This window comes from Bacillus sp. EA-CB0995 (assembly GCF_055814245.1).
Map to the genome: position 1 here is coordinate 4,203,839 of NZ_CP169269.1, position 26,162 is coordinate 4,230,000.

The following is a 26,162-nucleotide window of genomic DNA, read 5'->3' on the forward strand; positions in this document are numbered from 1 at the left end:
CTTTTTTATTCTCCCTTCCCATTTCTTTCAGGAATTATAATTGTTGAAAGCGTTCTTCGCTTTCGCTCTGGAGATGGCTTACGCTTCATTGCTTTTAAAAATACTCCACTCATTTCTTGTATAAATTCTTGAAACTCCTCATCACTCATGTAAAAACTTGCTTGACGATACCCCACTCCATCTTTCTCAAAATCAATCTGATCTTGCTGCAAATAATCTTTAAAATTTGCTGTAAGCTGTGTAACAAACATCATGAAATATTGCATATGTTCTTCTTTCGTTACATCTTGCAAATCCTTTTGTGAAATGCTGGCCATACTGTTATTTAACACATATAATTTTTCAACCGTTCCTCGTATTTGTGTTTCCTGAGCAACTTGTAAAATATGTGCTGTTGTTAATTTTTCTAAATGGCGATATAACGTCGCTTGTGGAATATGAGGTAATTTTTTAGCAAGCTGCTTTGCTGTTAATTTTTCTCCTCCAATAAACTCTTGAATAAGTTGAAAGCGAATTGGATGAAATAATATATCCATCTTTTTTTCTTTCATATATAAAAACCTACTTCCTTTTCTATATCTTATGATTATATTATCAATTATGATAACAAAAATAAATAAAAAATAAGGTGAAACTTCCATCAGTGGGGTTTTCTTCATCCCCGCTGATGGAAAGCTCTCACCAATCGGGCGCATGCCAGCAGTTATTCCCCACCTATCTTCTTCGTTTCTCTCAATCTTCAGGTGGGAATAGCGGGGTAATCTTTATTCATATTAAAAATATTGATGGATAGCAATGAATAGAACCCTCTGGTATATCATTTTTCATTACAAAAAACGAGTACATGTATTACTTACACACATACTCGTTTTTGTTTTTTATATTTTAATAAAATGAAATTTATTCGCATCCCGTTATTAAAAAATCATCTTCTACTTTACACAATACCGTATTCGTATCTACTTCCTGTCCAACTACTACATCTACAGATACTATATTTCCACTAATCCCAACCGCTGCTTCTTCTAATACACCTTTATTATTTCTAATAATAAGTAACTTTTCCCATTCATATATATGAGACGTTTCATTGATTAACACTTCTTCTACTACTCCATTACATGGACTATAGACACTTTCAATAACTACTTTCATACAAGCTCTACTCCTTACTTTCCTATTCAAAATCTCATTTTCCTCACCCATTCTATCACTGTTATTCCAGATCTTTTATATTTTAAAAGATTTGAATTGTATTACATTTTTTAGTTAGCTATACCAATATAATAAACTTCCATCAGTGGTTTTTTTCATCCTCCGCCTATCTTCTTCGCTTTTCTTTGAATCTTGAGGTTGAGATCTTACTGGCCTCGAATAGCGGGGTAAAGTGAAACTTCCATCAGTGGTTTTTTTCATCCCCCACTGATGGCTAGTTGAACCAATCGGGCTTTTACGGACAGTTATCCCCCACCTATCTTCTTTACTTCTTTCTGCATCTTGAGGTAGGGGTCTTACTGCCCGTTAATGCGGGATAAATTTGTTCCATCATAAACCTGTGAACAAAATGAACTATATAAAAATTATGCTTTTAATAGAGTTATTTCTCTAATTATTTACCAGATATCCTTTATCACGTATCATGACCGTAATAACGCTATTATCTGAAAATTAAATCATTTATTGAAAGCGCAATCAATTTATTAAGGAGGGGTTTTTCATGTTAGCGATATTAGGATTTGCAATGGTAGTTGTGTTCATGTTTTTAATTATGACAAGGCGAATGTCCGCACTAGTGGCCTTAATGCTTATTCCTACCTTATTTGCTATAATAAGCGGTTTTTATGCTAATGTAGGACCGATGATGTTAGCGGGGATTAAAAATTTAGCACCCACTGGTATTATGTTAATGTTTGCTATTTTATACTTTGGTATTATGATTGATAGCGGTTTATTCGATCCCGCTATTTCGAGAATATTAAAAATTGTAAAAGGCGATCCATTAAAAATTGTTGTTGGAACAGCCATTTTGACACTACTTGTTTCTTTAGATGGTGATGGTACAACAACATATATGATTACTGTATCTGCTATGTATCCGCTATATAAACGCCTTAATATGAATCCGCTCATTTTGGCCGGAATTGTCATGCTAGGCGCTGGTGTAACAAATATTATTCCATGGGGTGGTCCTACTGCTAGAGCAATGAGCGCACTTGGCCTTGACGCTTCTCAATTATTTACACCGCTTATTCCAGCGTTAATCGGCGGGGCACTATGGGTGATTTTTGTCGCTTACATGCTTGGAAAAAGGAACAGAAACGATTAGGAATCGTCGATATTCAATTTTCCAAAGCAGAGAAATCAGCTTTTACAGAGCAAGCAGCAACTGTAGAAGTATATGATTATAAACGCCCAAAATTATTATGGATTAATTTCTTATTAACTGTGGTTCTTATGACATGTTTAATTATGGAAATTTTACCTCTTCCTGTTTTATTTATGCTTGCCTTTGCAATCGCTGTCATGATTAACTATCCGAACCTTGAACAACAAAAAGAACGGATTGCTTCTCATGCTGGAAATGTATTAGCAGTTGTTTCCTTAGTATTCGCAGCTGGTATTTTCACGGGTATTTTATCAGGAACGAAAATGGTTGATGCGATGGCACATAGTTTAGTTGCTCTTATTCCAGATTCCCTTGGCCCGCATCTGCCAATCATTACAGCAATTACAAGTATGCCATTCACGTTCTTTATGTCTAATGATGCTTACTATTTCGGTGTGCTACCTATTCTTACGAAAGCTGCAGCAAGCTACGGAGTTAGTGCTGCTGAAATGGGAAGAGCTTCCTTATTAGGACAACCTGTTCATATGCTTAGTCCACTCGTTGCATCTACATATTTATTAGTAGGAATGGCGAAAGTTGATTTTGGAGATCATCAACGATTCACATTAAAATGGGCCGTTGGAACGACACTCTTTATGTTATTCATTGCTATTCTTACAGGGGTAATTTCTTTATGAAAACTCCCGCCACTTATCTCCTGCGAATCTTGAAGCGGGGGGCTTACTGTCCGTTAATGCGGGATAAAGAAGCCTGCATCACAATAATTTGTAGCATGTATAATCATATTTTAGTCTAATACGATAGAAACAAGAATCGCTTATATTCTATAAAAGAAACTCCTTTCCCATAAGGAGTTTCTTTTTTCATCTACTCTGAGCTACTCCTCCCACAAAAAAGAGCATCCCCTTTGTATGAAGGCTGCTCTTCTACTTTATTTATGAAGAAATAGGAAAATATCTTCTTTCTGGTCGTCCCACATTTCCATAAATCAATTCAGCATAAATTTTCTTCTGCGAAATTAAATACTCTAAATATCGCCTTGCTGTCGAACGGCTGACTCCCGATTCTTTACTAAGCATTTCCGCAGTTATTCCGTTATACTCCATTGTTAGCACACACTGTAAAATTTTTTTAGAGTCAGAGGATCAATCCCCTTAGGTGAATGTTCTGTATGAATACCCACCCCCTGCGTTCTCCTGTTCCATAAACTTTCAATCTGTTCTGGTGATAATTTTTGAGATTGCTTTAATTTCTCCACTTTATTTCGATAGTTTTCTAAACTTTCCTTGAATCTTTCAAACATAAGCGGTTTTACAATATAATCAAATACACCACCACGGAGTGCACGCTGAACAACCTCAACTTCAGATGCTGCAGTAATCATGATAACATCTGTATCTGGCACATTATGACGAATGAACGTTACTAAATCTGTTCCTTTCATATCAGGTAAATAAACATCAAGTAATACAAGTTGCGGCTTTACAAGTTCGATCCATTCCTTTGCTTGCTCCCCTGTTATTGCTGTACCCACCACAGTAAACCCTTCCACTTTATCAGTAAAACGGCGATGAATTTCAGCAATGCGAACATCGTCCTCTACAATTAACACCTCAATAGTTTGAGACATGCTATTCCCCTCTTTCCTTTGGTAACGCCACAATAAATAAAGCTCCCCCTAAGTCCCCTTTTTCAATCGTAATGTTACCATGTAATTCATCTACTAATTCTTTCACTTTAGCCAATCCATACCCGCGCTTTTCTCCTTCTTTCGTAGAAAAACCTTTATGAAAGATATGTGCAACAATCTTATCATCAATTCCGGATCCAGAATCTTCTACTTCAATAATAATTTCATCTCCAATATCTGTTATAAATAAGTTTACTATTTTCTTATTCTCTTCTTTTCTCTCTACTGATTCGAAAGCATTCGTAATTAAATTGCCGAGAATTGATACAACATGGTTACTATCTATATAAGCTGGCAATTCTTTCAAACAACTCTCTCGATCTATTATTAAATCAATTTTTAATTCTCTAGCACGATTATAAAAACCAACTACAATTCCTCCTAACCACGGATTTTGTAATTTTGTCATAATAAATTGCACAAAATCCTGCTGAAGAGCTGTTTCTTTATGAATAAGCTCTATCGCTTCCTCATAAGATTCTAGTTGAATTAATCCTGATAATGTATATAAAAAATTCTTATATTCATGTGTCTGCGCACGAAGTGCTTCTGTATATGTTTTTACTTGTGAGAGTTCTTCGGTTAACTGATCAATCTCTGATTTTAGCCGGAAACTAGAAACGACTCCGATTACTTCATTTTCTACTTTGACAGGCAATCGATTTACAATCACTACTTTCCCGTTTACATCCATTTGTCGATCCAATTGTTCCTCTCCAGTCCGAAGTACTTCTAATATGGAAGAATTGGGCACAATCTGCAAAATAGGCTTCCCAATAACAGACTCCTCTTGCCTTAGAGAAAGGATATCGCAGGCTGCCTGATTTACTAAACTAATACACCCTCGTTTATCAATAACTATAATCCCTTCACGTACAGATTGAATTACAGCGCTATGCTCCTCATACAAAGAAGAAATCTCTTCCGGCTCTAATCCAAACATTAATTTTTTAATACCCCGTGCCAAGTAGACAGAACCAACAATACCTACTACAAGTCCACATACAGCTACCCACAAGATTGGAACACTATGTTTTTCTATTACTTCATGTATATCCTCCGCAAGAAATCCCACGGACACAACTCCTATAACCTTATTCGTTTCATCACGAATTGGAACTTTTCCACGTACAGAAAGCCCTAAAGTTCCAATCGCCTTTGATACGTAAGACCTTCCCTCTTTTAGCACACCTTCGTTATCTCCACCAACCATTTTTTCACCAATTCTATCCGGCACAGGATGCGCGTACCGAATCCCTTCCTTATTACCGACTACAATAAATTCTGCGTCCGTTTCAGTTCGAATTTGTTCTGCAATCGGCTGAATCACTTCAGATGGATGATTTGTGTGAAATGCCTTATGAATTTCTGGTATAGAAGCCACTGTCTTAGCTACCTGTAAAGCTCTCTTCCCAATTTGATCTTCCATGCTATCAGATAATATGTAATAAAATAAAATACTCATTTGAACGATAACGAACAAAACAAGAATACCTATAAATAATGCAACCCTTGGCTGCAATTTTAGTTTTTTCAGTTTCAAAGCAAGATCCCCTAACTGATATCACACTTTAATTTTAAGAATATACAGAAATTTAAATTTACATTATATGAAACACATTCCTCTTATATATATTGTACTAGGAGATCTATTTCCTATACAAGCTATGAATCTATAACCAACCTTATAGCAATGTATTACTTGATTCGATCCTATCTAGTCTTTTTTATAGATATACTAAAAATAAGAAAACTCTAGAATTTTTTCTAGAGTTTTCTTATTTTTAACTAATTATTATCTTTGTTTTCTTCAACTACTTGCACAACCATCTTTTCCTTCGGTGTCTGCTGTACTGCACCTTTCCCAGCAAAACTTTCCAGCAATTCTTTCAAATCAATCCCTGAAGAAGCTTTTAATGTTTCTTGCATCGTTGCCATTAAATCTGTTGCATAGCCTGCTACTTTACCAGCACCGCTATTTTTTCCACCGCCTGTATCCACAACTGTAATTTTGTCGATATTACTAAGCGGGCTTGCAATTTCTTTCGCATAACTTGGTAACATTTTCAGTACCATATCCATAATCGCTGCTTGACCATATAGTTCAAATGCTTCAGCAATTTTTTGTTTTGCTTCTGCTTCGGCAAGACCTTTTAGTTTAATAACATCCGCTTCTGCTGTACCTTGTGCTTTTTGTACTTCTGCTTTTGCTAAACCTTCAACACGCACTTCTTCTGCGCGCGCTCTTGCTTCCGCTTCAATTTTATACTGCTCAGCATCTGCTCTTTTTATTTGTTTCACTTTTTCTGCTTCCGCAGCCTGCTCAACTGCATAACGATCAGCGTCTGCTTTTTCTTCACTTCTGCGTCGTATTGCTTTTCACGACGAGCAATTTCTTTTTCTTCTAATTCGATTTGTTTTTCACGCTCAATAATTTTTACACGCATTTGCTCTTCTGTTACACCTTGTTGTGCTTTCGCCTGTTGTAGCTCATATGAAAGGTCTGCATCAGCACGTGCTTGTTCTTGCTCTCTTTTATATGCTTGCACCTTTAACTCTTTATGTTTCTCTGCTTCAGCAATTTGTGCATCTCGTTGGTACTCGGCCTCTTTTGCCTCTTTTTCAGCACGTGCTTTTTCAATACGTGCTTCTTTTTCTCTCTCTGCATTTGCAATTGTTGCATCACGTTTTACTGTTGCAATTTGCGGCTGTCCAAGTGCATCTAAATATCCATTTTTATCACTAATTTCCTTAATAGTAAATGATACAATGCGAAGTCCCATCTTCTTCAAATCAGTGGAAGCCACTTCATGTACTTTTTGTGCAAATTGTTCTCTATTACTATAAGCATCTTCAACTGTCATAGAAGATAAAATGGCGCGTAAATGCCCTTCTAACACTTCCTTTGCTTCTATTTTTAATTCTTCTGTTTCTTTTCCTAAATATTGCTCTGCTGCTGTTGATACTTCCTCAATTGTAGAACCCACCTTAATAATAGAAACACCATTTACTGTTACAGGAACGCCTTGCTTCGTATATGTATCACGTGTTCCTACTTCTAACTTATAGTTTAATAAACTGAGAGGTTCTGCTTGCTGCATAATTGGTACAACAAATGTACCACCACCGCGAATAATCTTAATCTTCTTACCATCATCTGTTGTAACAACATTTTTCCCACTACCTAGTCCACTTCCCGTTACAATCAAGGCTTCATCTGGACCGACAGTACGATATTTTGTAATAAAGACTAAAATAAGGATAGCTAATATTGCTAATAAAACACCGCCAATAATTAATGGAACCATAATAAATCCTCCTTATTATTTTGGTTTCTTTAAAGACATTGCTAAATTTTGCACAAGTAAAACACCGTCTTGCACAGCTTCAACAATGACATAAGATCCTTGTAAAATATCTTTCTTCCCTATCGTTTTAGCTGGCATTGCATTACTGCCAAATTGAGAAGACACCAGCACCTCACCAAAACCTTCTTTCGGAATCGTAATCAGCACTTCACCCTTGCAACCAATAAATTCATCCATGCGCTGCACTGTATTTTGTTCCGCTTTCGCAATCGGAGATAACACAAGCATTTTCATCGCAATTACCCCAATAAGCGCAAGAAAAAAGGCAACGAAAAAAATAACAATACTTCCCCAAGAAAACATATATTCAAAGATATATCCAAAACCACAAAACATAGCAAGAAAGCTAAATAATATTGTTACAGGTGAAGTCGGTCCGCCTACTATGTGAAATAATGATTCAAACACATCACTAAAAAATAAATATATAACAGTAATGAATGTCGTTATAATAAATCCGTATAAGTAAATTATTTCAAGTCCATGGCTAAACAACAGCGCTTCCCCTCCTTTCATCAATGCGTTCATCTTCTTATATGTATGCATCTCCCCTTTTAAATTTCATATTTTAAAATTTTCAGTTATTTCATCTATAGAAAAAGGGGCCTGCATCACAGACCCCTTAAAAAGGCACAGGAGGAGCCCGTAGTGACAGGCTCCTCCTCAAAAATAACCGATATATTGTATATCCATATAATATATTATTTTACATAAAAAGTAAAGATGTACACGCATTAGAATTTTTTAAAAATTAACTTTACTTGATACTGACGGTGAACGAAAAACTATAAAAAACCAAATAATATTAATAATTGCTGTTGTAATACAAAAACTTATGACTCCTACAAAATCAGAGATAATAGCTTTTGATCCATTTTTATTCATCTAAAAATTATGGTATGATAAAAGGTAAATGATGTAAAATCACATAAATTATGGTTTATTGATATTAATCGTAGAATGCCTTATTTACATAAGATGATTGATAATACTTGTTGGAAATATAACGCACTTAAGTGGCAGAAAATGATGAACAAACGATATACAAAACTCTATTTGTAAACGGTTCAGTTTATATCACATTTTCTACCATCTATCATCGGCTTCTAAGGTCGTGTTTTGACACCTCTCTTAAAAATTGTTATGGTTAATATAACTATTAACTTTATTAAATAAAGGTGGGATTGGATGCTCAAAAAAGAAAACAGTGTATTTTATATCTCTATTTTGCTGACAACCTTGTTTATTATATGGGGTGTACTTCCAGCAAAATGGATACAAGGCTATGATTTACAAAGTGTTACCTCGTCGTTGAACTCTTTTATCCTCAGTAATTTTGGATGGTTTTATTCTCTATTAATGACCGCAATGGTTCTTTTAGCCGCTTACTTAGCATTTTCGAAATACGGTTCCATTCGTCTTGGTAAAGATGATGAAAAACCAAAATATAGTTATCTTTCATGGATCGCAATGTTATTTGGAGCTGGTATGGGAATCGGCCTCGTCTTTTATGGCATTTCCGAACCAATATCACATTTAAATGCTCCTCTTACAGGTGAACCTGGCAGCCAACAAAGTGCTGAACTCGCAATGCAATATTCATTCTTCCATTGGGGATTATTCCCTTGGTCATTATATGCAATCGTCGCTTTAGTTCTTGCATACTTTACCTTTCGCAAACAAAAAGGTAGTACAATTAGCGCTGCAGTTACTCCTTTATTTAATCGATCGAAAACATCACCTATCGGATAGTGGATTACATTACTTATTCCCTTCTATTAGCAATACAGTTGGCACACAGCTCGTACTCATTTTAATCTTTACAGTCCTCTATTTAACGAGTGCACAAACAGGATTAGATCGTGGGATTAAATATTTGAGTAACTTGAACATTTCTCTTGCAGGAATTTTACTCGTTTCCTTTTTAATTTTCGGGCCAACTGTTTTTATTATAAAATATTTCATATCAACATTAGGATCTTATATAGGGTCATTGCCAAGTATGAGCTTGAACTTAGGTGCTTTTAGTGATCACAATTCTGCATGGATTGAAAAATGGACACTCTTCTATTGGGGATGGTGGATTTCTTGGTCGCCATTCGTCGGTACATTTATTGCACGAATTTCACGTGGACGCACAATTCGTGAATTTATTTTCGGCGTTGTATTAGTCCCAACATTAATCTGCACATTTTGGTTTACAGTATTCGGTGGAACAGCCATTCACATGGAGATGTTCCAATCATTAGGAATCGCGGACGAAATTACAAAAAACGGTATAGAAACCGGTCTTTTTGCTGTCATTTCTCATTTACCGTTTTCATCATTTCTAACAATTGTTGCGTTAATTTTAATCGCTACATTCTTTGTTACATCTGCAGACTCCGCAACGTTTGTTGTAGCCATGCAAACAAGTAATGGAAATTTATCTCCTAGCAATCGCTTAAAACTCATTTGGGGACTTACCATTTCAGCAATTGCAGCAATCTTATTACAAGCAGGTGGTTTAAATGCGCTGCAAATTGCAGCAATCCTCGCAGCATTTCCATTTTCAATTGTTATTATATTAATGGTGACATCGCTATTTAAAGAATTACGAAAAGAAGCTTTTACAATACAACGAACACCAAAATCGCAAAGTGTGCAAAAAACTGGATAATCATACTTTTCACTATTCCATCCGCAGTCTTCCAAATAGACTGCGGTTTTTTCCATATTCATAGATTAGGTGAAACTTCTATCAGTGGACCTATCTTCTTCGCTTCTCTCTCAATCTTGAAATGGTGGGCTTACTGCCATACGGGATAAACAATGAATTTTTATGCATGTATGGACAAACAAATAATCCTTTCTCATATGAAGAGCATATCTTAATCACATAGGAGGGAAAACATGAAAAAAGAACAACTCATTCTTACTATACTTGGAAGCAGCGGCGGCGCTGCTCGTGCATTTTTATCTTTATTAAATCATGCCGTGAAAGATAGTCATAATCCTTTATACTCTCAATTGCAGAACTGTTCGATTCATTTAATTGACATAAGGCAAAAACCGCAATCCTATTTTAAAGAAATGTATCCTGCATTATACGAGAGTTTTACATTTCATATGTTCGATCTAAGCGATAACGCATTATTTCGAAACCATCTACAAAAAACGGGGACAACCCTGGTTGTTGATGCTTCCTTAGCAGATGCAGTAGAAATGTTGACATGCTGTAATGAATTTGGAGTACATTATATTAATACAGCATTGCAATCACCAGCAATTGATGCGAATGAACATATAAAGCGATTCAGTTTACTAGAAAGACAAAATTTCTTTGAAGAACATAAACCTACCTTCACAAAAATGACAGGCATTATTTGTTCCGGTATGAATCCCGGTGTCGTCCAATGGATGGCAATTAAATTAATGAAGCAAAATCCTACGGAAATCCCCCTCGCTTGTTTCATCGTCGAACACGATACAACTTTCTATCATGATCCAACCCTTATTAAAGAAAAAACAGTATACTCGACATGGTCTCCAGCAGGTTTTTTAGAAGAAGGCATTTTAAACTATCCTCTTTTTATGAAACATCAAACTCCCATTCTCTTATGTAACACCGCTTATGAACAAGAATTTAAAGTAACGTTAGGAGATAAACAGTTTTCCGGTTGTTTAATGGGACATGAAGAAGTAATTAATCTCGGAAAATTATATGACATGGAGGTAGGTTTTTTATATCGTATCAATGATTATATGACACAATTAATTCATGACAATCAACATAATATTGATGAACTATGGAGCTGGGATCATCACGTATTAAATCCAGAAAACGGACAACTCATCGGTGAAGATTTAATCGGTGTCTTACTTGTGTATAAAGACAAAGAGGTATATATGTACAACACTACTGCTACCCAGCATGTGTACACACAATACGGAACAAATGCAACTTATTTTCAAGTGGCTTGCGGCGTTTACGGAGCACTTGCCAGCCTCTTACTCGATGATTTACCACTTGGTTGTTATTTTGTAGATGAACTTCTTTTAAATACAGATTCGAAGTATGGTGATTATCTTTCATATTATATGAAAGATTTTGTAATAGGAGAAAATGGTACGACAGATGGTTTATTATTTGATCGTATAAAAAAGATTGAGTAGTTTTTCCTACTCAATCTTTTTGGTTTCACTTAAAAACAAAAACCCCTTCACTTAGGGGTTCAAGCCATCTTTTCCTTCGATTCTTCTCGGAAAAAGCTCTTCATCGCATGAAATACGTCAGCTTTTTGTTTTAAAATATAATAGCGAAACTTCTCATCTTTCACATTTTTATATGCTGACATGAGTGTACTATGACGATTATACTGATTCACTTCTCCATACCCAAACATATTAGATACTTTCATTAATTCTTGCACAAGTTTTACACAGCGGGCATTATCAGATGTTAAATTATCTCCATCTGAGAAGTGGAACGGGTATATGTTATAGCGTTCCGGAGAATATTTTGTTTCAATCAGTTCTAATGCTTTTCTGTATGCCGATGAACAAATTGTTCCCCCGCTTTCACCTTTTGAGAAAAATTCTTCTTCTGTAACAACTTTTGCTTCTGTATGGTGTGCGATAAATTCAATATCTACTGTTTCATATTTCGTACGTAAAAAACGGGCCATCCAGAAGAAAAAGCTACGAGCCATATATTTTTCCCAAAGCCCCATCGAACCGCTCGTATCCATCATTGCTAACACAACAGCTTTTGATTCTGGCTTCAAAACTTCATTCCACGTACGGAATTTTAAATCTTCTCGCTTAATTGGATGAAAAGCTGGATTGCCATTCATTGCATTTCGTTTATAAGCAGATATCATTGTCCGTTTTTTATCAATGTTTCCCCAAAGTCCTGTTTTACGAATGTCGTTAAATTCAATGTGTTCAATACGATTTTCATCCAGTTCTTTACGCTGCAAATTAGGAAGCTCTAATTCTTTAAAAAATGCTTGCTCAAGCTCTAAAATCGATACTTCCGCCTCGTAATAATCTTCTCCTGCAGAGTCTCCTGCTCCTTGCCCTTTTCCTGGTCCTTTTTGCTTTTGGCCGCTCGATCCATCTCTCGCTACAACATCACCGACTTTACTATCCCCTGTTCCTTGACCGACATGTTTATTTTTATCATAGTTATAACGAATTTTATATTCATCTAGTGAACGAATTGGTATTTTTACAACATCCCTACCATTGGACATGACAATACTTTCTTCTGTAACAAGGTCTGGTAAATTATTTTTTATTGCCTCTTGCACTTTTTCTTGATGACGTTGTTGATCATCATGCCCTTTACGATGGAGGGACCAATTTTCCTGTGAAACCGTATAATTATATTGATTTTCTTCTGCCATTCCTTTCCCTCCTTACCTAATTTTTTATACTTTCACTTAAACACAGATTAAAACATGAAAATCCTACTAAGAGAAATTTACTTTTACATGAATAAAAAACTGATACACTTTCGCAATTAAGAAAGAAACACAATGCATTGTTGCACACTTTACAGCTGCACAACATATTGTATTGTGTTGACCTTTTTCTTTATGAATGGTTGGTTACTCTATCATATGCTCATTGTGAAAATAATTGACAAATAAATTCATAAGATTGCATTTAAATTTACTCATAGTGGACAAGCACCTCTTATAGTCGAAAATAAAATATAAAAAAAACTGCCCCTTTCCAAGAGACAGCTTTTCTTTTTCTACAACTATAATTATTATCGATTTAACAAACTACCTACATAACGCAATAATTCATTGGCAGATGTGGAATTGTAGCCATGTTCATCAATTAATCGTGCTACAACATTATTAATTTTCTTCAGCTGATTTTCATCCGGCGTTTTCGTTGAAGTCGTAATCTTCACAACATCTTTCAAATCAGCAAATAGTTTCTTCTGGATTGCTTCACGAAGACGTTCATGCGAATTATAATCAAATCGCTTCCCTTTGCGAGCATATGCAGAGATACGAATTAAAATCTCTTCACGGAACGCTTTCTTCGCATTTTCAGAAATGCCAATTTGTTCTTCAATAGAGCGCATAAGTTTTTCATCCGCACTCATTTCTTCTCCAGTTAATGGATCGCGTAGTTTCGATTTATTGCAGTATGCTTCTACGTTATCTAAATAATTATCCATAAGTGTCTTCGCAGATTCTTCATATGAATATACAAATGCTTTTTGTACTTCTTTCTTCGCAATTTCATCATACTCTTTACGTGCTAATGAAATGAAATTCATATAGCGCTCACGATCTTCATTGCTAATAGATGGATGTTGATCTAATCCATCCTTTAAAGAACGTAATACATCTAAAGCATTAATTGATGCTACTTCTTTACGAATAATTGTAGAAGAAATACGATTGATAACATAGCGCGGATCAATTCCACTCATACCTTCATCTTGATATTCGCGCTGCATTTCCTCTACATCAATAGAATTGTACCCTTCTACCATTTCACCATCATATAAACGCATTTTCTTAATTAAATCGATGTCTGGCCGCTTCGGATCTTTTAAGCGTGTTAAGATTGTAAACATTGCTGCAACGCGAAGTGTATGCGGTGCAATATGAACATCAGAAACATCACTTTCATGAATCATTTTCTCATAAATATGCTCTTCCTCACTTACCCGTAAGTTATATGGAATTGGCATTACAATAATCCGCGAATGAAGTGCTTCATTTTTCTTATTAGAAATAAAAGAGCGATATTCTGTTTCGTTCGTATGTGCAACAATTAATTCATCTGCTGAGATCAGTGCAAATCGGCCTGCTTTAAAATTCCCTTCTTGCGTTAACGATAATAAATGCCATAGAAACTTTTCGTCACATTTTAACATCTCTTGAAATTCCATCATCCCACGGTTCGCTTTATTTAATTCTCCATCAAAGCGGTAAGCGCGTGGATCTGATTCTGAACCAAATTCAGCAATAGTAGAAAAATCAATACTACCTGTTAAATCCGCAATATCTTGTGATTTTGGATCAGATGGACTAAATGTTCCAATCCCTGTTCTGCGATCTTCTGAGAAGAAAATACGCTCCACAACTACATCTTCAATTCTGCTTCCATACTCTTTTTCTAGGCGCATTAAGTTTAATGGTGACAAATTCCCTTCAATTCGCACGCCATACTCTGCATAAAAATCATCACGTAAATGATGCGGAATAAGATGAAGCGGATCTTCGTGCATTGGGCATCCTTTTATTGCAAAAACCGAACCGCGATCTGTATGTGAATATGCCTCTAATCCACGCTTTAACATCGTAACCAATGTAGATTTCCCACCACTAACTGGCCCCATTAATAATAAAATCCGTTTTCTTACATCTAAACGTTTTGCAGATGGATGAAAATATTCTTCTACAAGACGCTCTAATGCTTCTTCTAATCCAAATAATTGATTACTAAAGAAATTATATTTTCTTAGGCCGTCTACTTCTTCAATTCCAGCATCCTTAATCATATTATAAATACGAGAATGTGCTGTTTGTGCCACCCATGGTCTTTCCTTAAGAAGTTCTAAATAATCAGCAAATGTCCCTTCCCACTTTAAACGTTCTTCTGTTTCCCGGTGCTGTTCGATTTTCTTTAAAATATCCATTATAGCTCCTCCCCCATCTCCTTGTTCAAGCGGATTATTATAAAAGTATGCGAGGATGTCCTTAAACATTCGTACGAATCCAAATGAAATCGCACACAAACTTTATAAATTTTATTACCAAAATTGAAAGAAAATTCGATATAATACAAGTTATAGGGAATGAATATGAATGGGGGGCTAAATTCTTATGAAACTTTTATTAATTTTAGGTGTTATGCTCACATTTCTCACTGCTATTTTCACATCAGGATACAATGATAAACCAGGAACAAAATAAAGTGAAACTTCCATCAGTGGAGAGTTTTTTCATCTCCCACTGATGGTTAGTTGAACCAATCGGGCTTTTACGGGCAGTTATCCCCCACCTAGCTTCCTCGCTTCTCTCTGTATCTTGAGGTGGGGGTCTTACTGCCCGTTAATGCGGGATAAAAAAAGTGATGAGCTTGATGCTCATCACTTTTTATCTGTCATAAAATAATAACCTTGGGCTAAAATCGCATTTTTTTCTTTCAAAAATTGAATATCATTGCCTCCTCTACTCCTTCGGCAATGATATTCAACCCTAATGAAATTTGTCGATTTTTCAAACAGATGCAAGCCTTTCTTAAAAAATATTAGTTTTCTTCAAAGAAAAACCGTCATATGACGGTTTTTAATAAACAATTTCTACATCTAATCCCGGATAATTTTGCTGGCGCAATGCCTCATAAATTAAAATTGCTGCAGTATTAGATAAGTTTAAAGAACGGACTTTATCAGTCATTGGAATGCGTAAGCAATGATCAAAATTATGTTCAATCACATTTGCTGGAAGACCATTTGTTTCTCTTCCAAATACGAAATAATAATCTTTTTCTACGTTACTATAATCAAATGTTGTGTGTGCTTTCTCTCCATACTTTGTTAAGTAGAAAAACTCACCATTTTCATTTTTCTCATAAAATTCCTCAATAGAGTCATAATACGTAATTTTTACGTGCTCCCAATAATCTAATCCAGCACGCTTTAACGCTTTATCGTCAGTAGAAAATCCAAGCGGTCTAATTAAATGTAATTCTGCACCTGTTGCTGCACAACTACGCGCAATATTACCTGTATTCGCTGGAATTTCTGGTTGATATAAAACAACATGTATTCCCACAATGTTCACCTCAATCTTTTTCTACTACGTATTATACCACTTGGATAAAAAATCTCTAGTCATTATCAAGAATATGAAAAAACTTATATTTCATTTGCGGTGTATACTTACTTGAATCTTCATAATCCCAATAACGTCTGCGACTATTGGCAGAATGTGCATTTACAAGAGGCATACCATTAGCATCTTTTGCCACGACAATTGTCGTATGATTCCATCTGCCATCATTTTCAAAATCATATACAATGATATCTCCAAGCATTAGATCCTGTGGCTTCTCAACTTGCTTTGCTCGAAGTCCTAGAGAATCACTTGATAAATACCAATGAAAAGAATGAGCTACCGCCCAGCTCCAGCTCCATTGGCGATTTTGCTGCCACCATCCACTGCGAATATTCGGATATCCACTCATTGGTGTTTCACCAGCATGCAGACATTGAGAAATAAAATTTGTACAATTATCTTGGAAGTTCTGATAAGCAGGATTCCGATCATCCCACCACCGCTCTGCATATTTCACTGCCTCTAAGCGATTATAACTGTATGGAATATATTGTCCTTTTCCCTTTGTTACTTCACGTTCTAACGTTCCAACTTTCTGTTCATCTATCGGCGTTCCAATTGCTATATCTTGCTTGATACATCCATCTTCTAATCGTAAACGCCTCTCCATTTGTTCTTCCTCTACATAAAATAAATGATGATGACGAATAAAATACTGAAAATGAATTTGATAATCTACTTCATCATAGTTCACACCTTTTAACTGTCTAAGAAAAGATACGTTAGCATTGCTTTTTACAATCTCCGCATTACGCCTTGTAAAGAGCTTCTTTTTACGGTGTAACATGTCAACAATATCATCTGGAATTTCTGCTTCATTCATACGTTTATTTGTTATATAATCCAATTGCCCTTGCAGACACTGTTGAAGATGCTGTTTTATAGACATAGAGTCTCCCCTCCCCTTATTACAATATGAGGGACTGAGGGATAATCTGCTATTTTTTCTCAGCTAACAGTTCAAGACCACGATTCATCTCATGAAGAACTTCTTCATCTTTTTCTCGCTCTTTCGCTTTTTCAATAGCCTCTTGCACACCTTCTCCGCCAATTTTACCTAATGCCCACGCCGCCGTTCCACGAATAACAGGACGAGGATCTTCTTTCATTAAGGCAACTAAATCAGGAATAGCCGTCGTATCTTTAAAATGCGCAAGCGCCAAAATCGCATTTCTCTGTAACGGCTTTTTTCCCCGCCATGACCCAGACATAATGCCATACTTTTCTTTAAAATCACGATTGCTAATCGTAAGAAGAGGTTTTAATAAAGGTTTTACGAGCTCTGGATCTGGTTCCATTTCCGGATGATTATGAAAATCTTTTCCTTTGTTTTTTGGACAAACAGTTTGACACGTATCACATCCATAAATGCGGTTTCCAATCTTATCTCGATATTCTTCCGGAAGAAAACCTTTTGTTTGCGTTAAAAATGCAATACATTTTTGGGCATTTAATTGTCCCCCTTGTACAAGCGCTCCTGTTGGACACACATCAATGCACTTTGTACAACTCCCGCATTGATCTTCAATTGGAGTATCTGGAGGAAAAGGAATATTTGTAATCATCTCACCTAAATAGACATACGAACCAAACTCTGGCGTAATAATGGAGCAGTTCTTTGCACTCCATCCAATGCCCGCTCGCTCTGAAACAGCTCGATCACTTAATTCTCCCGTATCTACCATCGACTTTACTGCTATCCCCGGTAAACGTTCAATTAAATATGCTTCCAGCTTCTCTAAACGATCACGCAAAACAAGATGATAATCTGTACCCCAAGAGGCACGGCAAAAAATACCTCGTCGCTCACCGCGTTTGCTTAGCGGTGCATTTTTTAGTTTTGAAGGATAAGCCAATGCAATAGCAATAATTGATTTTGCACCCGGTAATAATAATTGCGGATTCGTTCTTTTCTCTATATCCGATTCTTCAAATCCAGATTGATATCCTAATTGTTGCTGCTGCATAAGTCGTTGCTTTAACTCTTCAAATGGCGAAGCGCTTGTAAAGCCTATTTTATCAATTCCAATTGTTTTACTATAAGCTATCACATCTTGCTTTAATTGTTCGAAGTTCACACTTACTCTGCTACTGAAAATGTGTACAAACATACCCATTTAGAGTTTTCCAGCTTCTACAAACCCAATCGTTTGTGTCGTTCCCCATAGGCCTAATTTTTTGCCTAGCCATCGGTATATATATGTTGATTGATTAAATTCATACAACATATTCTGCTTATTGAGGTTCCGCCTCTTTTCAGTAACAGTTTTACCACCTTTCTTTTTATAAAGTGAAACTTCCATCAGTGGGGTTTTTTGAGCCCCCACTGATGGAAAGCCCGCCCAATCGGGCTTTTACTGGCAGTTATCCACCACCTATCTTCCTCGCTGCTCTCTCAACCTTGAGGTGGGGGTCTTACCGCCCACGAATAGCGGGATACAATCCATATAGAGGTTGCTGTTCACACTTTAATGTCCTCATTAATTATGTTTCATTTATATTTACAAACGATTCACTATTTCTTAATATATTTCACTGATAAACATTTCACTTTATTATAACAACATATATCATAGGAAATTCCACATTACTATTTTCACGCATATTCATGCATTCCAAACATAAAAAAACGCAATACCTCGTTTATCTGAGAAACGAAACACTGCGTTGATCACAATTATTATAGAAATTTGGAATGATATCTGGAGCGGGTGAAGAGAATCGAACTCTCGACCAGAGCTTGGAAGGCTCTTGTTTTACCACTAAACTACACCCGCAAATATAAAGAAAATATTAATTTTTTGTTAACTTATGTTAAGAAGTATAGCATGGAATATAAGGTGTTGCAAGAATTTTATCGAAAAAAGTCGAAAAAGTGATGAATCACTCATCACTTTTTCGACTCTTTATCAATTGCAGCTTTAATACTATCGTAGTCCGGATTAACAAGCTTACCATTTACGTATATGGATGGTGCACCTTGTACTTTTAATTTCTCAGCAAGGTCAAGATCCTTCTGTACTTTATCTTTTATTTCCTTACTATTTAAATCTTTTTTAAATTCCGCTACATCAATACTAGGAAGCTTTTGTTTTACTATATTTACTAATAGATCCTCTGTAATCCACTCTTCTTGTTCATTCTGTTGATTGTGATATATTTCATCATAAAATGTCCAAAAAGCTTTTGGATCTTGCTTGTAAATTGCTTCCAGCAGCTGCTCCTAAATCAGAATCTTTCCCAATAAATGGAAAATTAATAAAATGCAGCTGAACTTTCCCTTTGTTAATATACTCTTCTTTTAAACGTGGTAATACCGTTGCATCCCATGTACGACAAGCTGGACATTTAAAATCTCCAAACTCAACAATATGAATCGGAGCATCTTTCTCTCCTAACGATTGTTGTGTGCCATATGAAAATGTATCTTTTCCTTTTTCCGTCTTATTACTCACAATGCTATATGCAATCGTCCCAATTACAATCAGTACCGCAACAGTAAAAATAACACCGAGAATTATAATATTTTTTGATTTCATACACATTCCTCTTTAATGTTTTTTATTCTTTGTATGATGCTTATATACATTACTCATGATATCAATTCTCATATAAACAGTCCATTGAAGTTGCTCATAAAATAAGCAAAATTAAACAAATGTGACAATATTGTGTCTCACTTTTCTTAAATTCATTCACGTAAAGTGAAACTTCCATCAGTGGGGGTTTCTTCATCCCCCACCTATCTTCTTCGCTTCTCTCTCAATCTTGAGGTGGGGGTCTTACTGCCCACGAATAGCGGGATAAAGTGAAACTTCCATCAGTGGGGGTTTTCTTTATCCCCCACTGATGGTTAGTTGAACCAATCGGGCTCTTACGGGCAGCTATCTCCCACCTATCTTCTTTGTTTTCTCAGAATCTTGAGGTGGGAGTCTTACTGCCCGTTAGTGCGGGATAAAAAAGAGTAAGTTCATTTTGAACTTACTCTTAACTAACCGCCTTTACATGCTGTACTGGTTGATTTTTAGGAATATCCTGACGAATGACAAGCTTTTCATTTGTAGCTTGTACATATTCTGCATGAGTAATATACCCTTCTTGCTCCATAAGCTTTAACACAATATTACGTCTTTCCACAGCTTTATCATAATGTTGTATTGGTGAATAATAAGTTGGAGCTTTCACAACAGCTGCAAGCATAGCACTTTCACTCAATGTTAATTGATCTACCTCTTTACCGAAATAAAGTTTGGCTGCTTCCTCAACTCCCCATGCTCCTTCTCCATAATAAATATTGCTTAAGTACAATTTTAAAATCTCATCTTTCGTAAATGTTCGTTCTATTTTTTTTGTATAGAAAACTTCATCCCATTTACGAGAAAATGTTCGTTCATTTGTTAAAAAAACATTTTTTGCAAGTTGCTGAGTTATTGTACTACCACCTTGTACAACATGACCAGCTTTTATATTTTCTACTGTCGCTCTGACAATTGCAATATAGTCTAATCCATTATGATGATAGAAGCGCTTATCTTCAGTTGCAATAAATGCATTACCTAATTGTTCTGGCACCTCAAAATGAACAGGTACTTTCAATTTACTTATATCTTTGTTTTCAATCATTTTATTTCCAGCAAATAATAATGCACAGCCTAGTAATAATAATAATAATATAAGAGCTCTATAAAAAATTTTTGTTATCGAAGTTAAAGTAATATGATGATCAAAAGCAGTACGATGTACTGTTCGTTCTTTCACAACAGACACCCCCATTTCTTCTAACATTCATTGTTCTTAATTTAAGAATACCTTGCTTTTTAAAAATATCCAATCGATTTCTCTTACAACTTCCTTACAAAGTTGTAATTTAAATGAAAGAAAAAAACGTTTTCTACTACGGTAGAAAACGCTTGATATAATCAAATTATCTACGCCTATTATACGTCTAGAAACACAAAAAAAACGAGTTATCCTCGTCTAAACAGTACCGATGGTCGGGGTCGAACCGACACTCCTTACGGAACACGATTTTGAATCCCACTCAAACCATCAATCCTTATAAATAACTATACATCAAGGTTTATCGCATTTGTGAAAAAATCGTTGCATCAGATTCCTGTTAATTATACCTCTGTTCGTCAGGAATTTAAAGCGTTTTTTTATTAAACCTACATAACCCCTGCTTCTTATATTTCTGAATTAAGTGGACTTCATACTCTCTTGCGTCTTCTTCCAAATCAAACTCTGCCACGAACTTATATGTAAGTTTTCCTCTCTCCATCAAGCCTCTGTGTTCCGAGTTTTTTCTATAAGTAAATAAAAATAACTATTGTTTTTGATGAGTATTCATAAAAACAGAACCTAAATCCACAATTTTACTCAGAAAAAATTGCAAAAGCATCATATTTTCAATAAAATTAATTGTGAAAATTTAATCGTACGATTGGAGAGGTAGATCATTAGAAAATTTATAGTATCTTATCTGTATTCTTTTATTAGCTTGATTATTTCAGCAAATCTGTTGGGACTGATTATGTCTCCAAATTTATTAGATTGGAAAAATGTTTTAGGTCTTACTATAATGATGATAATTTATGGGGCACCTATGGTTTTAATAGGATGTATAATAGGTGAATTATTATATAGATATTATATAGTACCTAAATCCCTACCTTTTAAATTAGCTTTAGTTATGTATTCTCTATTAGGTAGTATAGTAATGTTATTAATTAGAACTTTAATTGGTGGGATTCCTCAAAATATTAATGAAATATTCAATTTGAATTTTTTTCTACTTTCGACTGTTTGTTCTATAATTTTTTTTATAAAAAGAAATACATACAAATAAAAAAGACAGCCTCATTGACCGCCTGTTACTTACCACTGCCATCCAAGATGAATTAGTTCATCTTTAAGTTCTGCTCTTTCCCAACTGCTTTTTGTATGTCTTAATTGGTCTGCTTTAACTTCGACCTCATGGTTCCATTCGTCTATTGTATAGCTTTGTTCGTCAATTATAGATGGCTCTCTCAATCCGATTAACGATCCAACATATAAAACTGAGACAGCTATAGACATAAGTATAATTAGTTTTGTTCTAGTCTTCATACCGCACCCCCACCTATGAACATTTTACCACAAAAAAAGAGAGCATTAGCTCTCCTTAATTAATTATTCGTAATCTTACTTCTTGAATTCTAATTTGATTACATTGTTGAACAAGGCATAGCCTTGAACGCATGGTTAAGGGTTTCGCCTTTGACCATATTATAAAATGAGAATTTTATTATCTCTTCTTGAACTAACTGGGCAGTTTAGTTTAACAACTATTAGTTACCATCAACGGTAAAGTAAAAAATTCATAGAGGGTAGCGTTAAAATTCGATAATAGGCTATTTCAGGGCTTTGTGCAGTGTTTATGAAAACTTCACAAATAAATCAAGTTTGATATTGAAAGAAGGATATATGCCATTTCCATGTTATAAAAACAAAATATGATAATTTCAGTAATAGAGAGGTTTCTATTGCTAACTTAAGAATTCTTAATGTCTTTTTGTTAGAGATCCACCAGCTCTTTATTTAATGTATTCTTTGCGACTGAAAGCTCGCTTTGGTAATACTGTATAGTTGCTGGTCTTAGATTTCTTAAGTGGCAATCTTTAATAAAGAAAGAAAATGCTTCTTCATCATTTATTCTTTGTGTGATTAAGTTCAACTCAGTATCTGTCAGTTCTCCACGACGTCTCATTATAAAAACCTCCTATGCGTCTGATTCGATGCACACGATTTTGACTTATTTCTGTCGTGTAAAAAAAGACAAAATAAAAAAGCCCTCACATATGAGAAGCCTTGATTTAAAGCTATTTACAGTACCGATGGTCGGGGTCGAACCGACACTCCTTACGGAACACGATTTTGAGTCGTGCGCGTCTGCCAATTCCGCCACATCGGCATAATATGGAGGCGGCAACCGGATTCGAACCGGTGGTAAAGGTTTTGCAGACCTCTGCCTTACCACTTGGCTATGCCGCCATATTAAATTTGGAGCGGAAGACGGGATTCGAACCCGCGACCCCAACCTTGGCAAGGTTGTATTCTACCACTGAACTACTTCCGCAAAAATGGCTGGGCTAGCTGGATTCGAACCAGCGCATGACGGAGTCAAAGTCCGTTGCCTTACCGCTTGGCTATAGCCCATCGAATTATTAATACATTATATGACTTATTATCATTTTTATTACTTTAAATATCCAAACTCGACATTTAGTATATTATCATAACTAATTTAATTTGTAAAGTAATATTAAAAATGGGGCGACTGATGGGAATCGAACCCACGAGTGTCGGAGCCACAATCCGATGCGTTAACCACTTCGCCACAGCCGCCATGCTGTGTTGGCAGGGGCAGTAGGAATCGAACCCACGCCGGAGGTTTTGGAGACCTCTGTTCTACCGTTAAACTATGCCCCTATATAAAATGTAAATGGTGGAGGGGGCAGATTCGAACTGCCGAACCCGAAGGAGCGGATTTACAGTCCGCCGCGTTTAGCCACTTCGCTACCCCTCCGACTTACATGGTGCCGGCTAGAGGACTTGAACCCCCAACCTACTGATTACAAGTCAGTTGCTCTACCAATTGAGCTAAGCCGGCATTATATCTAAAATGGTGGCTCGGGACGGAATCGAACCGCCGACACGAGGATTTTCAGTCCTCTGCTCTACCGACTGAGCTACCGAGCCTTCATAAATGGCGGTCCCGACCGGGGTCGAACCGGCGATCTCCTGCGTGACAGGCAGGCATGTTAACCACTACACCACGGGACCATTGGTTGCGGGGACAGGATTTGAACCTGCGACCTTCGGGTTATGAGCCCGACGAGCTACCAGACTGCTCCACCCCGCGACGATATTTATAAATTTATATGGTGGAGGATGACGGGATCGAACCGCCGACCCCCTGCTTGTAAGGCAGGTGCTCTCCCAGCTGAGCTAATCCTCCAAAGTGGTGACCCGTACGGGATTCGAACCCGTGTTACCGCCGTGAAAGGGCGGTGTCTTAACCACTTGACCAACGGGCCAAAATATTATGGCGGAGAGCAAGGGATTCGAACCCTTGATACGCTTATGACGTATACACGATTTCCAATCGTGCTCCTTCGGCCATCTCGGACAGCTCTCCAATTGGCTCCGCAGGTAGGACTCGAACCTACGACCGATCGGTTAACAGCCGATAGCTCTACCACTGAGCTACTGCGGAATACTGTAAGCCTGGCAACGTCCTACTCTCACAGGGACAAAGTCCCAACTACCATCGGCGCTAGAGAGCTTAACTTCCGTGTTCGGTATGGGAACGGGTGTGACCTCTCTGCCATCATTACCAGACTGTATTTAATTGAGACAATCATCATTATACTTTATTCAAAAATAAAGTCAACAAGTTTTTATATTCTCTCAAAACTAGATAACATCAATGTAGTATACATATTGTATGGTTAAGTCCTCGATCTATTAGTATTCGTCAGCTCCACATGTCACCATGCTTCCACCTCGAACCTATCAACCTGATCATCTTTCAGGGATCTTACTAGCTTAACGCTATGGGAAATCTCATCTTGAGGGGGCTTCATGCTTAGATGCTTTCAGCACTTATCCCTTCCGCACATAGCTACCCAGCTATGCCCTTGGCAGAACAACTGGTACACCAGCGGTGCGTCCATCCCGGTCCTCTCGTACTAAGGACAGCTCCTCTCAAATTTCCTACGCCCACGACGGATAGGGACCGAACTGTCTCACGACGTTCTGAACCCAGCTCGCGTACCGCTTTAATGGGCGAACAGCCCAACCCTTGGGACCGACTACAGCCCCAGGATGCGATGAGCCGACATCGAGGTGCCAAACCTCCCCGTCGATGTGGACTCTTGGGGGAGATAAGCCTGTTATCCCCGGGGTAGCTTTTATCCGTTGAGCGATGGCCCTTCCATGCGGAACCACCGGATCACTAAGCCCGACTTTCGTCCCTGCTCGACTTGTAGGTCTCGCAGTCAAGCTCCCTTATGCCTTTGCACTCTACGAATGATTTCCAACCATTCTGAGGGAACCTTTGGGCGCCTCCGTTACTTTTTAGGAGGCGACCGCCCCAGTCAAACTGCCCACCTGACACTGTCTCCCGGGTCGATAAGACCCGTAGGTTAGAATTTCAATACAGCCAGGGCGGTATCCCACCAGCGCCTCCACCGAAGCTAGCGCTCCGGCTTCAAAGGCTCCCGCCTATCCTGTACAAGCTGTACCAAAATTCAATATCAGGCTACAGTAAAGCTCCACGGGGTCTTTCCGTCCTGTCGCGGGTAACCTGCATCTTCACAGGTACTATAATTTCACCGAGTCTCTGGTTGAGACAGTGCCCAAATCGTTACACCTTTCGTGCGGGTCGGAACTTACCCGACAAGGAATTTCGCTACCTTAGGACCGTTATAGTTACGGCCGCCGTTTACTGGGGCTTCAGTTCAGAGCTTCGCTTGCGCTAACCCCTCTCCTTAACCTTCCAGCACCGGGCAGGTGTCAGCCCCTATACTTCGCCTTACGGCTTCGCAGAGACCTGTGTTTTTGCTAAACAGTCGCTTGGGCCTATTCACTGCGGCTTTCCGTTAAGAAAGCACCCCTTCTCCCGAAGTTACGGGGTCATTTTGCCGAGTTCCTTAACCAGAGTTCTCTCGCACACCTTAGGATTCTCTCCTCGCCTACCTGTGTCGGTTTGCGGTACAGGCACCTTTTATCTCGCTAGAAGCTTTTCTTGGCAGCGGGGAATCAAAGACTTCGCTCCATAAGGAGCTTCCCCATCACAGCTCAGCCTTCGCGGTAAGCGGATTTGCCTACTTACCAGCCTAACTGCTTGGACGTGC

The 26,162-nt window shown here is 37.2% G+C and carries 14 protein-coding genes, 16 tRNA genes, 2 rRNA genes and 5 pseudogenes (1 of these 37 cut by a window edge); 3 read left to right on the forward strand and 34 right to left on the reverse strand.

Going from position 1 to position 26,162, the window contains the following annotated elements:
* Window positions 1-5 precede the first annotated feature (5 nt).
* Together ACEWFJ_RS21575 and ACEWFJ_RS21580 are read right to left on the reverse strand one after the other, a co-directional pair.
* Complete coding sequence (locus ACEWFJ_RS21575) at window positions 6-551, reverse strand: helix-turn-helix domain-containing protein (RefSeq protein WP_473689868.1); 546 nt, start codon at window positions 549-551, stop codon at window positions 6-8.
* Window positions 552-900: 349 nt separating this feature from the next.
* Window positions 901-1,155 (reverse strand): hypothetical protein, encoded by a 255-nt coding sequence (locus ACEWFJ_RS21580; RefSeq protein ID WP_473689869.1) that lies wholly within the window; start codon window positions 1,153-1,155, stop codon window positions 901-903.
* A 562-nt stretch (window positions 1,156-1,717) separates the two neighbouring features.
* On the opposite strand from ACEWFJ_RS21580, the pseudogene ACEWFJ_RS21585 reads away from it, so the two are divergent.
* Window positions 1,718-3,024: pseudogene (locus ACEWFJ_RS21585) on the forward strand (CitMHS family transporter).
* A gap of 258 nt (window positions 3,025-3,282) precedes the next feature.
* On the opposite strand, the pseudogene ACEWFJ_RS21590 reads toward ACEWFJ_RS21585, so the two are convergent.
* The 4 genes and pseudogenes from ACEWFJ_RS21590 to ACEWFJ_RS21605 all read right to left on the reverse strand — a co-directional run bounded on the left by ACEWFJ_RS21590 (window position 3,283) and on the right by ACEWFJ_RS21605 (window position 7,921).
* Window positions 3,283-3,977, reverse strand: a pseudogene (locus ACEWFJ_RS21590) (response regulator).
* Between the two features lies 1 nt (window position 3,978).
* The gene (locus tag ACEWFJ_RS21595) at window positions 3,979-5,580 is read right to left on the reverse strand and encodes an ATP-binding protein (protein ID WP_473689870.1); all 1,602 of its coding nucleotides are present in this window, start codon (window positions 5,578-5,580) and stop codon (window positions 3,979-3,981) included.
* A 245-nt stretch (window positions 5,581-5,825) separates the two neighbouring features.
* Window positions 5,826-7,348: pseudogene (locus ACEWFJ_RS21600) on the reverse strand (flotillin family protein).
* 12 nt (window positions 7,349-7,360) lie between these two features.
* Window positions 7,361-7,921, reverse strand: a complete 561-nt coding sequence (locus ACEWFJ_RS21605) for an NfeD family membrane protein (protein ID WP_473692641.1) — start codon at window positions 7,919-7,921, stop codon at window positions 7,361-7,363.
* Between the two features lie 672 nt (window positions 7,922-8,593).
* On the opposite strand from ACEWFJ_RS21605, the pseudogene ACEWFJ_RS21610 reads away from it, so the two are divergent.
* Window positions 8,594-10,064 (forward strand): annotated as a pseudogene (locus ACEWFJ_RS21610) (BCCT family transporter).
* A 233-nt stretch (window positions 10,065-10,297) separates the two neighbouring features.
* Window positions 10,298-11,560, forward strand: coding sequence for an S-adenosylmethionine decarboxylase related protein (locus tag ACEWFJ_RS21615; protein WP_473689871.1), 1,263 nt, complete (start codon window positions 10,298-10,300; stop codon window positions 11,558-11,560).
* A gap of 59 nt (window positions 11,561-11,619) precedes the next feature.
* Here the strand turns inward: ACEWFJ_RS21615 and yhbH are convergent, their stop codons facing one another.
* The 28 genes and pseudogenes from yhbH to ACEWFJ_RS21755 all read right to left on the reverse strand — a co-directional run.
* Window positions 11,620-12,795: a sporulation protein YhbH gene (yhbH, locus tag ACEWFJ_RS21620; RefSeq protein ID WP_440604375.1), complete on the reverse strand. Its 1,176-nt coding sequence runs from the start codon at window positions 12,793-12,795 to the stop codon at window positions 11,620-11,622.
* 368 nt (window positions 12,796-13,163) lie between these two features.
* Complete coding sequence (locus tag ACEWFJ_RS21625; RefSeq protein ID WP_473689872.1) at window positions 13,164-15,059, reverse strand: PrkA family serine protein kinase; 1,896 nt, start codon at window positions 15,057-15,059, stop codon at window positions 13,164-13,166.
* Window positions 15,060-15,711: 652 nt separating this feature from the next.
* Window positions 15,712-16,200 carry a tRNA (uridine(34)/cytosine(34)/5-carboxymethylaminomethyluridine(34)-2'-O)-methyltransferase TrmL gene (gene trmL / locus ACEWFJ_RS21630; RefSeq protein ID WP_473689874.1) on the reverse strand — a complete coding sequence of 163 codons (489 nt, stop codon included), beginning with the start codon at window positions 16,198-16,200 and terminating at the stop codon, window positions 15,712-15,714.
* Between the two features lie 55 nt (window positions 16,201-16,255).
* Window positions 16,256-17,152 (reverse strand): amidase domain-containing protein, encoded by an 897-nt coding sequence (locus tag ACEWFJ_RS21635; protein ID WP_098308957.1) that lies wholly within the window; start codon window positions 17,150-17,152, stop codon window positions 16,256-16,258.
* Window positions 17,153-17,201: 49 nt separating this feature from the next.
* Entirely contained in the window at window positions 17,202-18,341 is a 1,140-nt protein-coding gene (gene queG / locus ACEWFJ_RS21640; protein ID WP_473689875.1) for a tRNA epoxyqueuosine(34) reductase QueG, read from the reverse strand.
* Window positions 18,342-18,380: 39 nt separating this feature from the next.
* A complete protein-coding gene (locus ACEWFJ_RS21645) occupies window positions 18,381-18,590 on the reverse strand; it encodes a hypothetical protein (protein WP_473689876.1) in 210 nt (69 codons plus the stop codon).
* A gap of 376 nt (window positions 18,591-18,966) precedes the next feature.
* A tRNA-Gly gene (locus ACEWFJ_RS21650) sits at window positions 18,967-19,040 on the reverse strand.
* 113 nt (window positions 19,041-19,153) lie between these two features.
* A pseudogene (locus ACEWFJ_RS21655) lies at window positions 19,154-19,808 on the reverse strand (DsbA family protein).
* A gap of 442 nt (window positions 19,809-20,250) precedes the next feature.
* Window positions 20,251-21,021 carry a transglycosylase domain-containing protein gene (locus tag ACEWFJ_RS21660; protein WP_473689877.1) on the reverse strand — a complete coding sequence of 257 codons (771 nt, stop codon included), beginning with the start codon at window positions 21,019-21,021 and terminating at the stop codon, window positions 20,251-20,253.
* 1,119 nt (window positions 21,022-22,140) lie between these two features.
* Window positions 22,141-22,371: a hypothetical protein gene (locus tag ACEWFJ_RS21665; RefSeq protein ID WP_473689878.1), complete on the reverse strand. Its 231-nt coding sequence runs from the start codon at window positions 22,369-22,371 to the stop codon at window positions 22,141-22,143.
* A 448-nt stretch (window positions 22,372-22,819) separates the two neighbouring features.
* Window positions 22,820-23,011, reverse strand: coding sequence for a hypothetical protein (locus ACEWFJ_RS21670; RefSeq protein WP_473689879.1), 192 nt, complete (start codon window positions 23,009-23,011; stop codon window positions 22,820-22,822).
* Between the two features lie 122 nt (window positions 23,012-23,133).
* Window positions 23,134-23,215: transfer RNA gene (locus ACEWFJ_RS21675), tRNA-Leu, on the reverse strand.
* Between the two features lie 6 nt (window positions 23,216-23,221).
* Window positions 23,222-23,295: transfer RNA gene (locus tag ACEWFJ_RS21680), tRNA-Cys, on the reverse strand.
* A gap of 10 nt (window positions 23,296-23,305) precedes the next feature.
* A tRNA-Gly gene (locus ACEWFJ_RS21685) sits at window positions 23,306-23,380 on the reverse strand.
* A gap of 5 nt (window positions 23,381-23,385) precedes the next feature.
* A tRNA-Gln gene (locus ACEWFJ_RS21690) sits at window positions 23,386-23,460 on the reverse strand.
* Window positions 23,461-23,573: 113 nt separating this feature from the next.
* Window positions 23,574-23,649, reverse strand: a tRNA-His gene (locus tag ACEWFJ_RS21695).
* 10 nt (window positions 23,650-23,659) lie between these two features.
* Window positions 23,660-23,733 (reverse strand) — tRNA-Trp (locus ACEWFJ_RS21700).
* A gap of 14 nt (window positions 23,734-23,747) precedes the next feature.
* A tRNA-Tyr gene (locus tag ACEWFJ_RS21705) sits at window positions 23,748-23,830 on the reverse strand.
* Window positions 23,831-23,838: 8 nt separating this feature from the next.
* Window positions 23,839-23,914, reverse strand: a tRNA-Thr gene (locus tag ACEWFJ_RS21710).
* A 13-nt stretch (window positions 23,915-23,927) separates the two neighbouring features.
* Window positions 23,928-24,003: transfer RNA gene (locus ACEWFJ_RS21715), tRNA-Phe, on the reverse strand.
* Window positions 24,004-24,011: 8 nt separating this feature from the next.
* Window positions 24,012-24,087 (reverse strand) — tRNA-Asp (locus tag ACEWFJ_RS21720).
* A 2-nt stretch (window positions 24,088-24,089) separates the two neighbouring features.
* Window positions 24,090-24,166, reverse strand: a tRNA-Met gene (locus ACEWFJ_RS21725).
* Window positions 24,167-24,186: 20 nt separating this feature from the next.
* Window positions 24,187-24,262 (reverse strand) — tRNA-Val (locus tag ACEWFJ_RS21730).
* A 4-nt stretch (window positions 24,263-24,266) separates the two neighbouring features.
* A tRNA-Glu gene (locus ACEWFJ_RS21735) sits at window positions 24,267-24,341 on the reverse strand.
* Between the two features lie 9 nt (window positions 24,342-24,350).
* Window positions 24,351-24,442 (reverse strand) — tRNA-Ser (locus ACEWFJ_RS21740).
* Between the two features lie 3 nt (window positions 24,443-24,445).
* Window positions 24,446-24,520: transfer RNA gene (locus tag ACEWFJ_RS21745), tRNA-Asn, on the reverse strand.
* A gap of 9 nt (window positions 24,521-24,529) precedes the next feature.
* Window positions 24,530-24,645 (reverse strand): 5S ribosomal RNA (gene rrf, locus ACEWFJ_RS21750).
* A gap of 106 nt (window positions 24,646-24,751) precedes the next feature.
* A 23S ribosomal RNA gene (locus ACEWFJ_RS21755) occupies window positions 24,752-26,162 on the reverse strand (it continues 1,511 nt past the right edge of the window).

Coding starts and splice junctions, on each gene's coding strand:
- ACEWFJ_RS21580 (WP_473689869.1), bottom strand. CDS start 1,155: ATGAAAGTAGTTATTGAAAGTGTCTATAGTCCATGTAATGGAGTAGTA.
- yhbH (WP_440604375.1), bottom strand. CDS start 12,795: ATGGCAGAAGAAAATCAATATAATTATACGGTTTCACAGGAAAATTGG.
- ACEWFJ_RS21605 (WP_473692641.1), bottom strand. CDS start 7,921: ATGAAAGGAGGGGAAGCGCTGTTGTTTAGCCATGGACTTGAAATAATT.
- ACEWFJ_RS21670 (WP_473689879.1), bottom strand. CDS start 23,011: ATGAGACGTCGTGGAGAACTGACAGATACTGAGTTGAACTTAATCACA.
- ACEWFJ_RS21615 (WP_473689871.1), top strand. CDS start 10,298: ATGAAAAAAGAACAACTCATTCTTACTATACTTGGAAGCAGCGGCGGC.
- ACEWFJ_RS21665 (WP_473689878.1), bottom strand. CDS start 22,371: ATGAAGACTAGAACAAAACTAATTATACTTATGTCTATAGCTGTCTCA.
- ACEWFJ_RS21575 (WP_473689868.1), bottom strand. CDS start 551: ATGAAAGAAAAAAAGATGGATATATTATTTCATCCAATTCGCTTTCAA.
- ACEWFJ_RS21635 (WP_098308957.1), bottom strand. CDS start 17,152: ATGTCTATAAAACAGCATCTTCAACAGTGTCTGCAAGGGCAATTGGAT.
- ACEWFJ_RS21625 (WP_473689872.1), bottom strand. CDS start 15,059: ATGGATATTTTAAAGAAAATCGAACAGCACCGGGAAACAGAAGAACGT.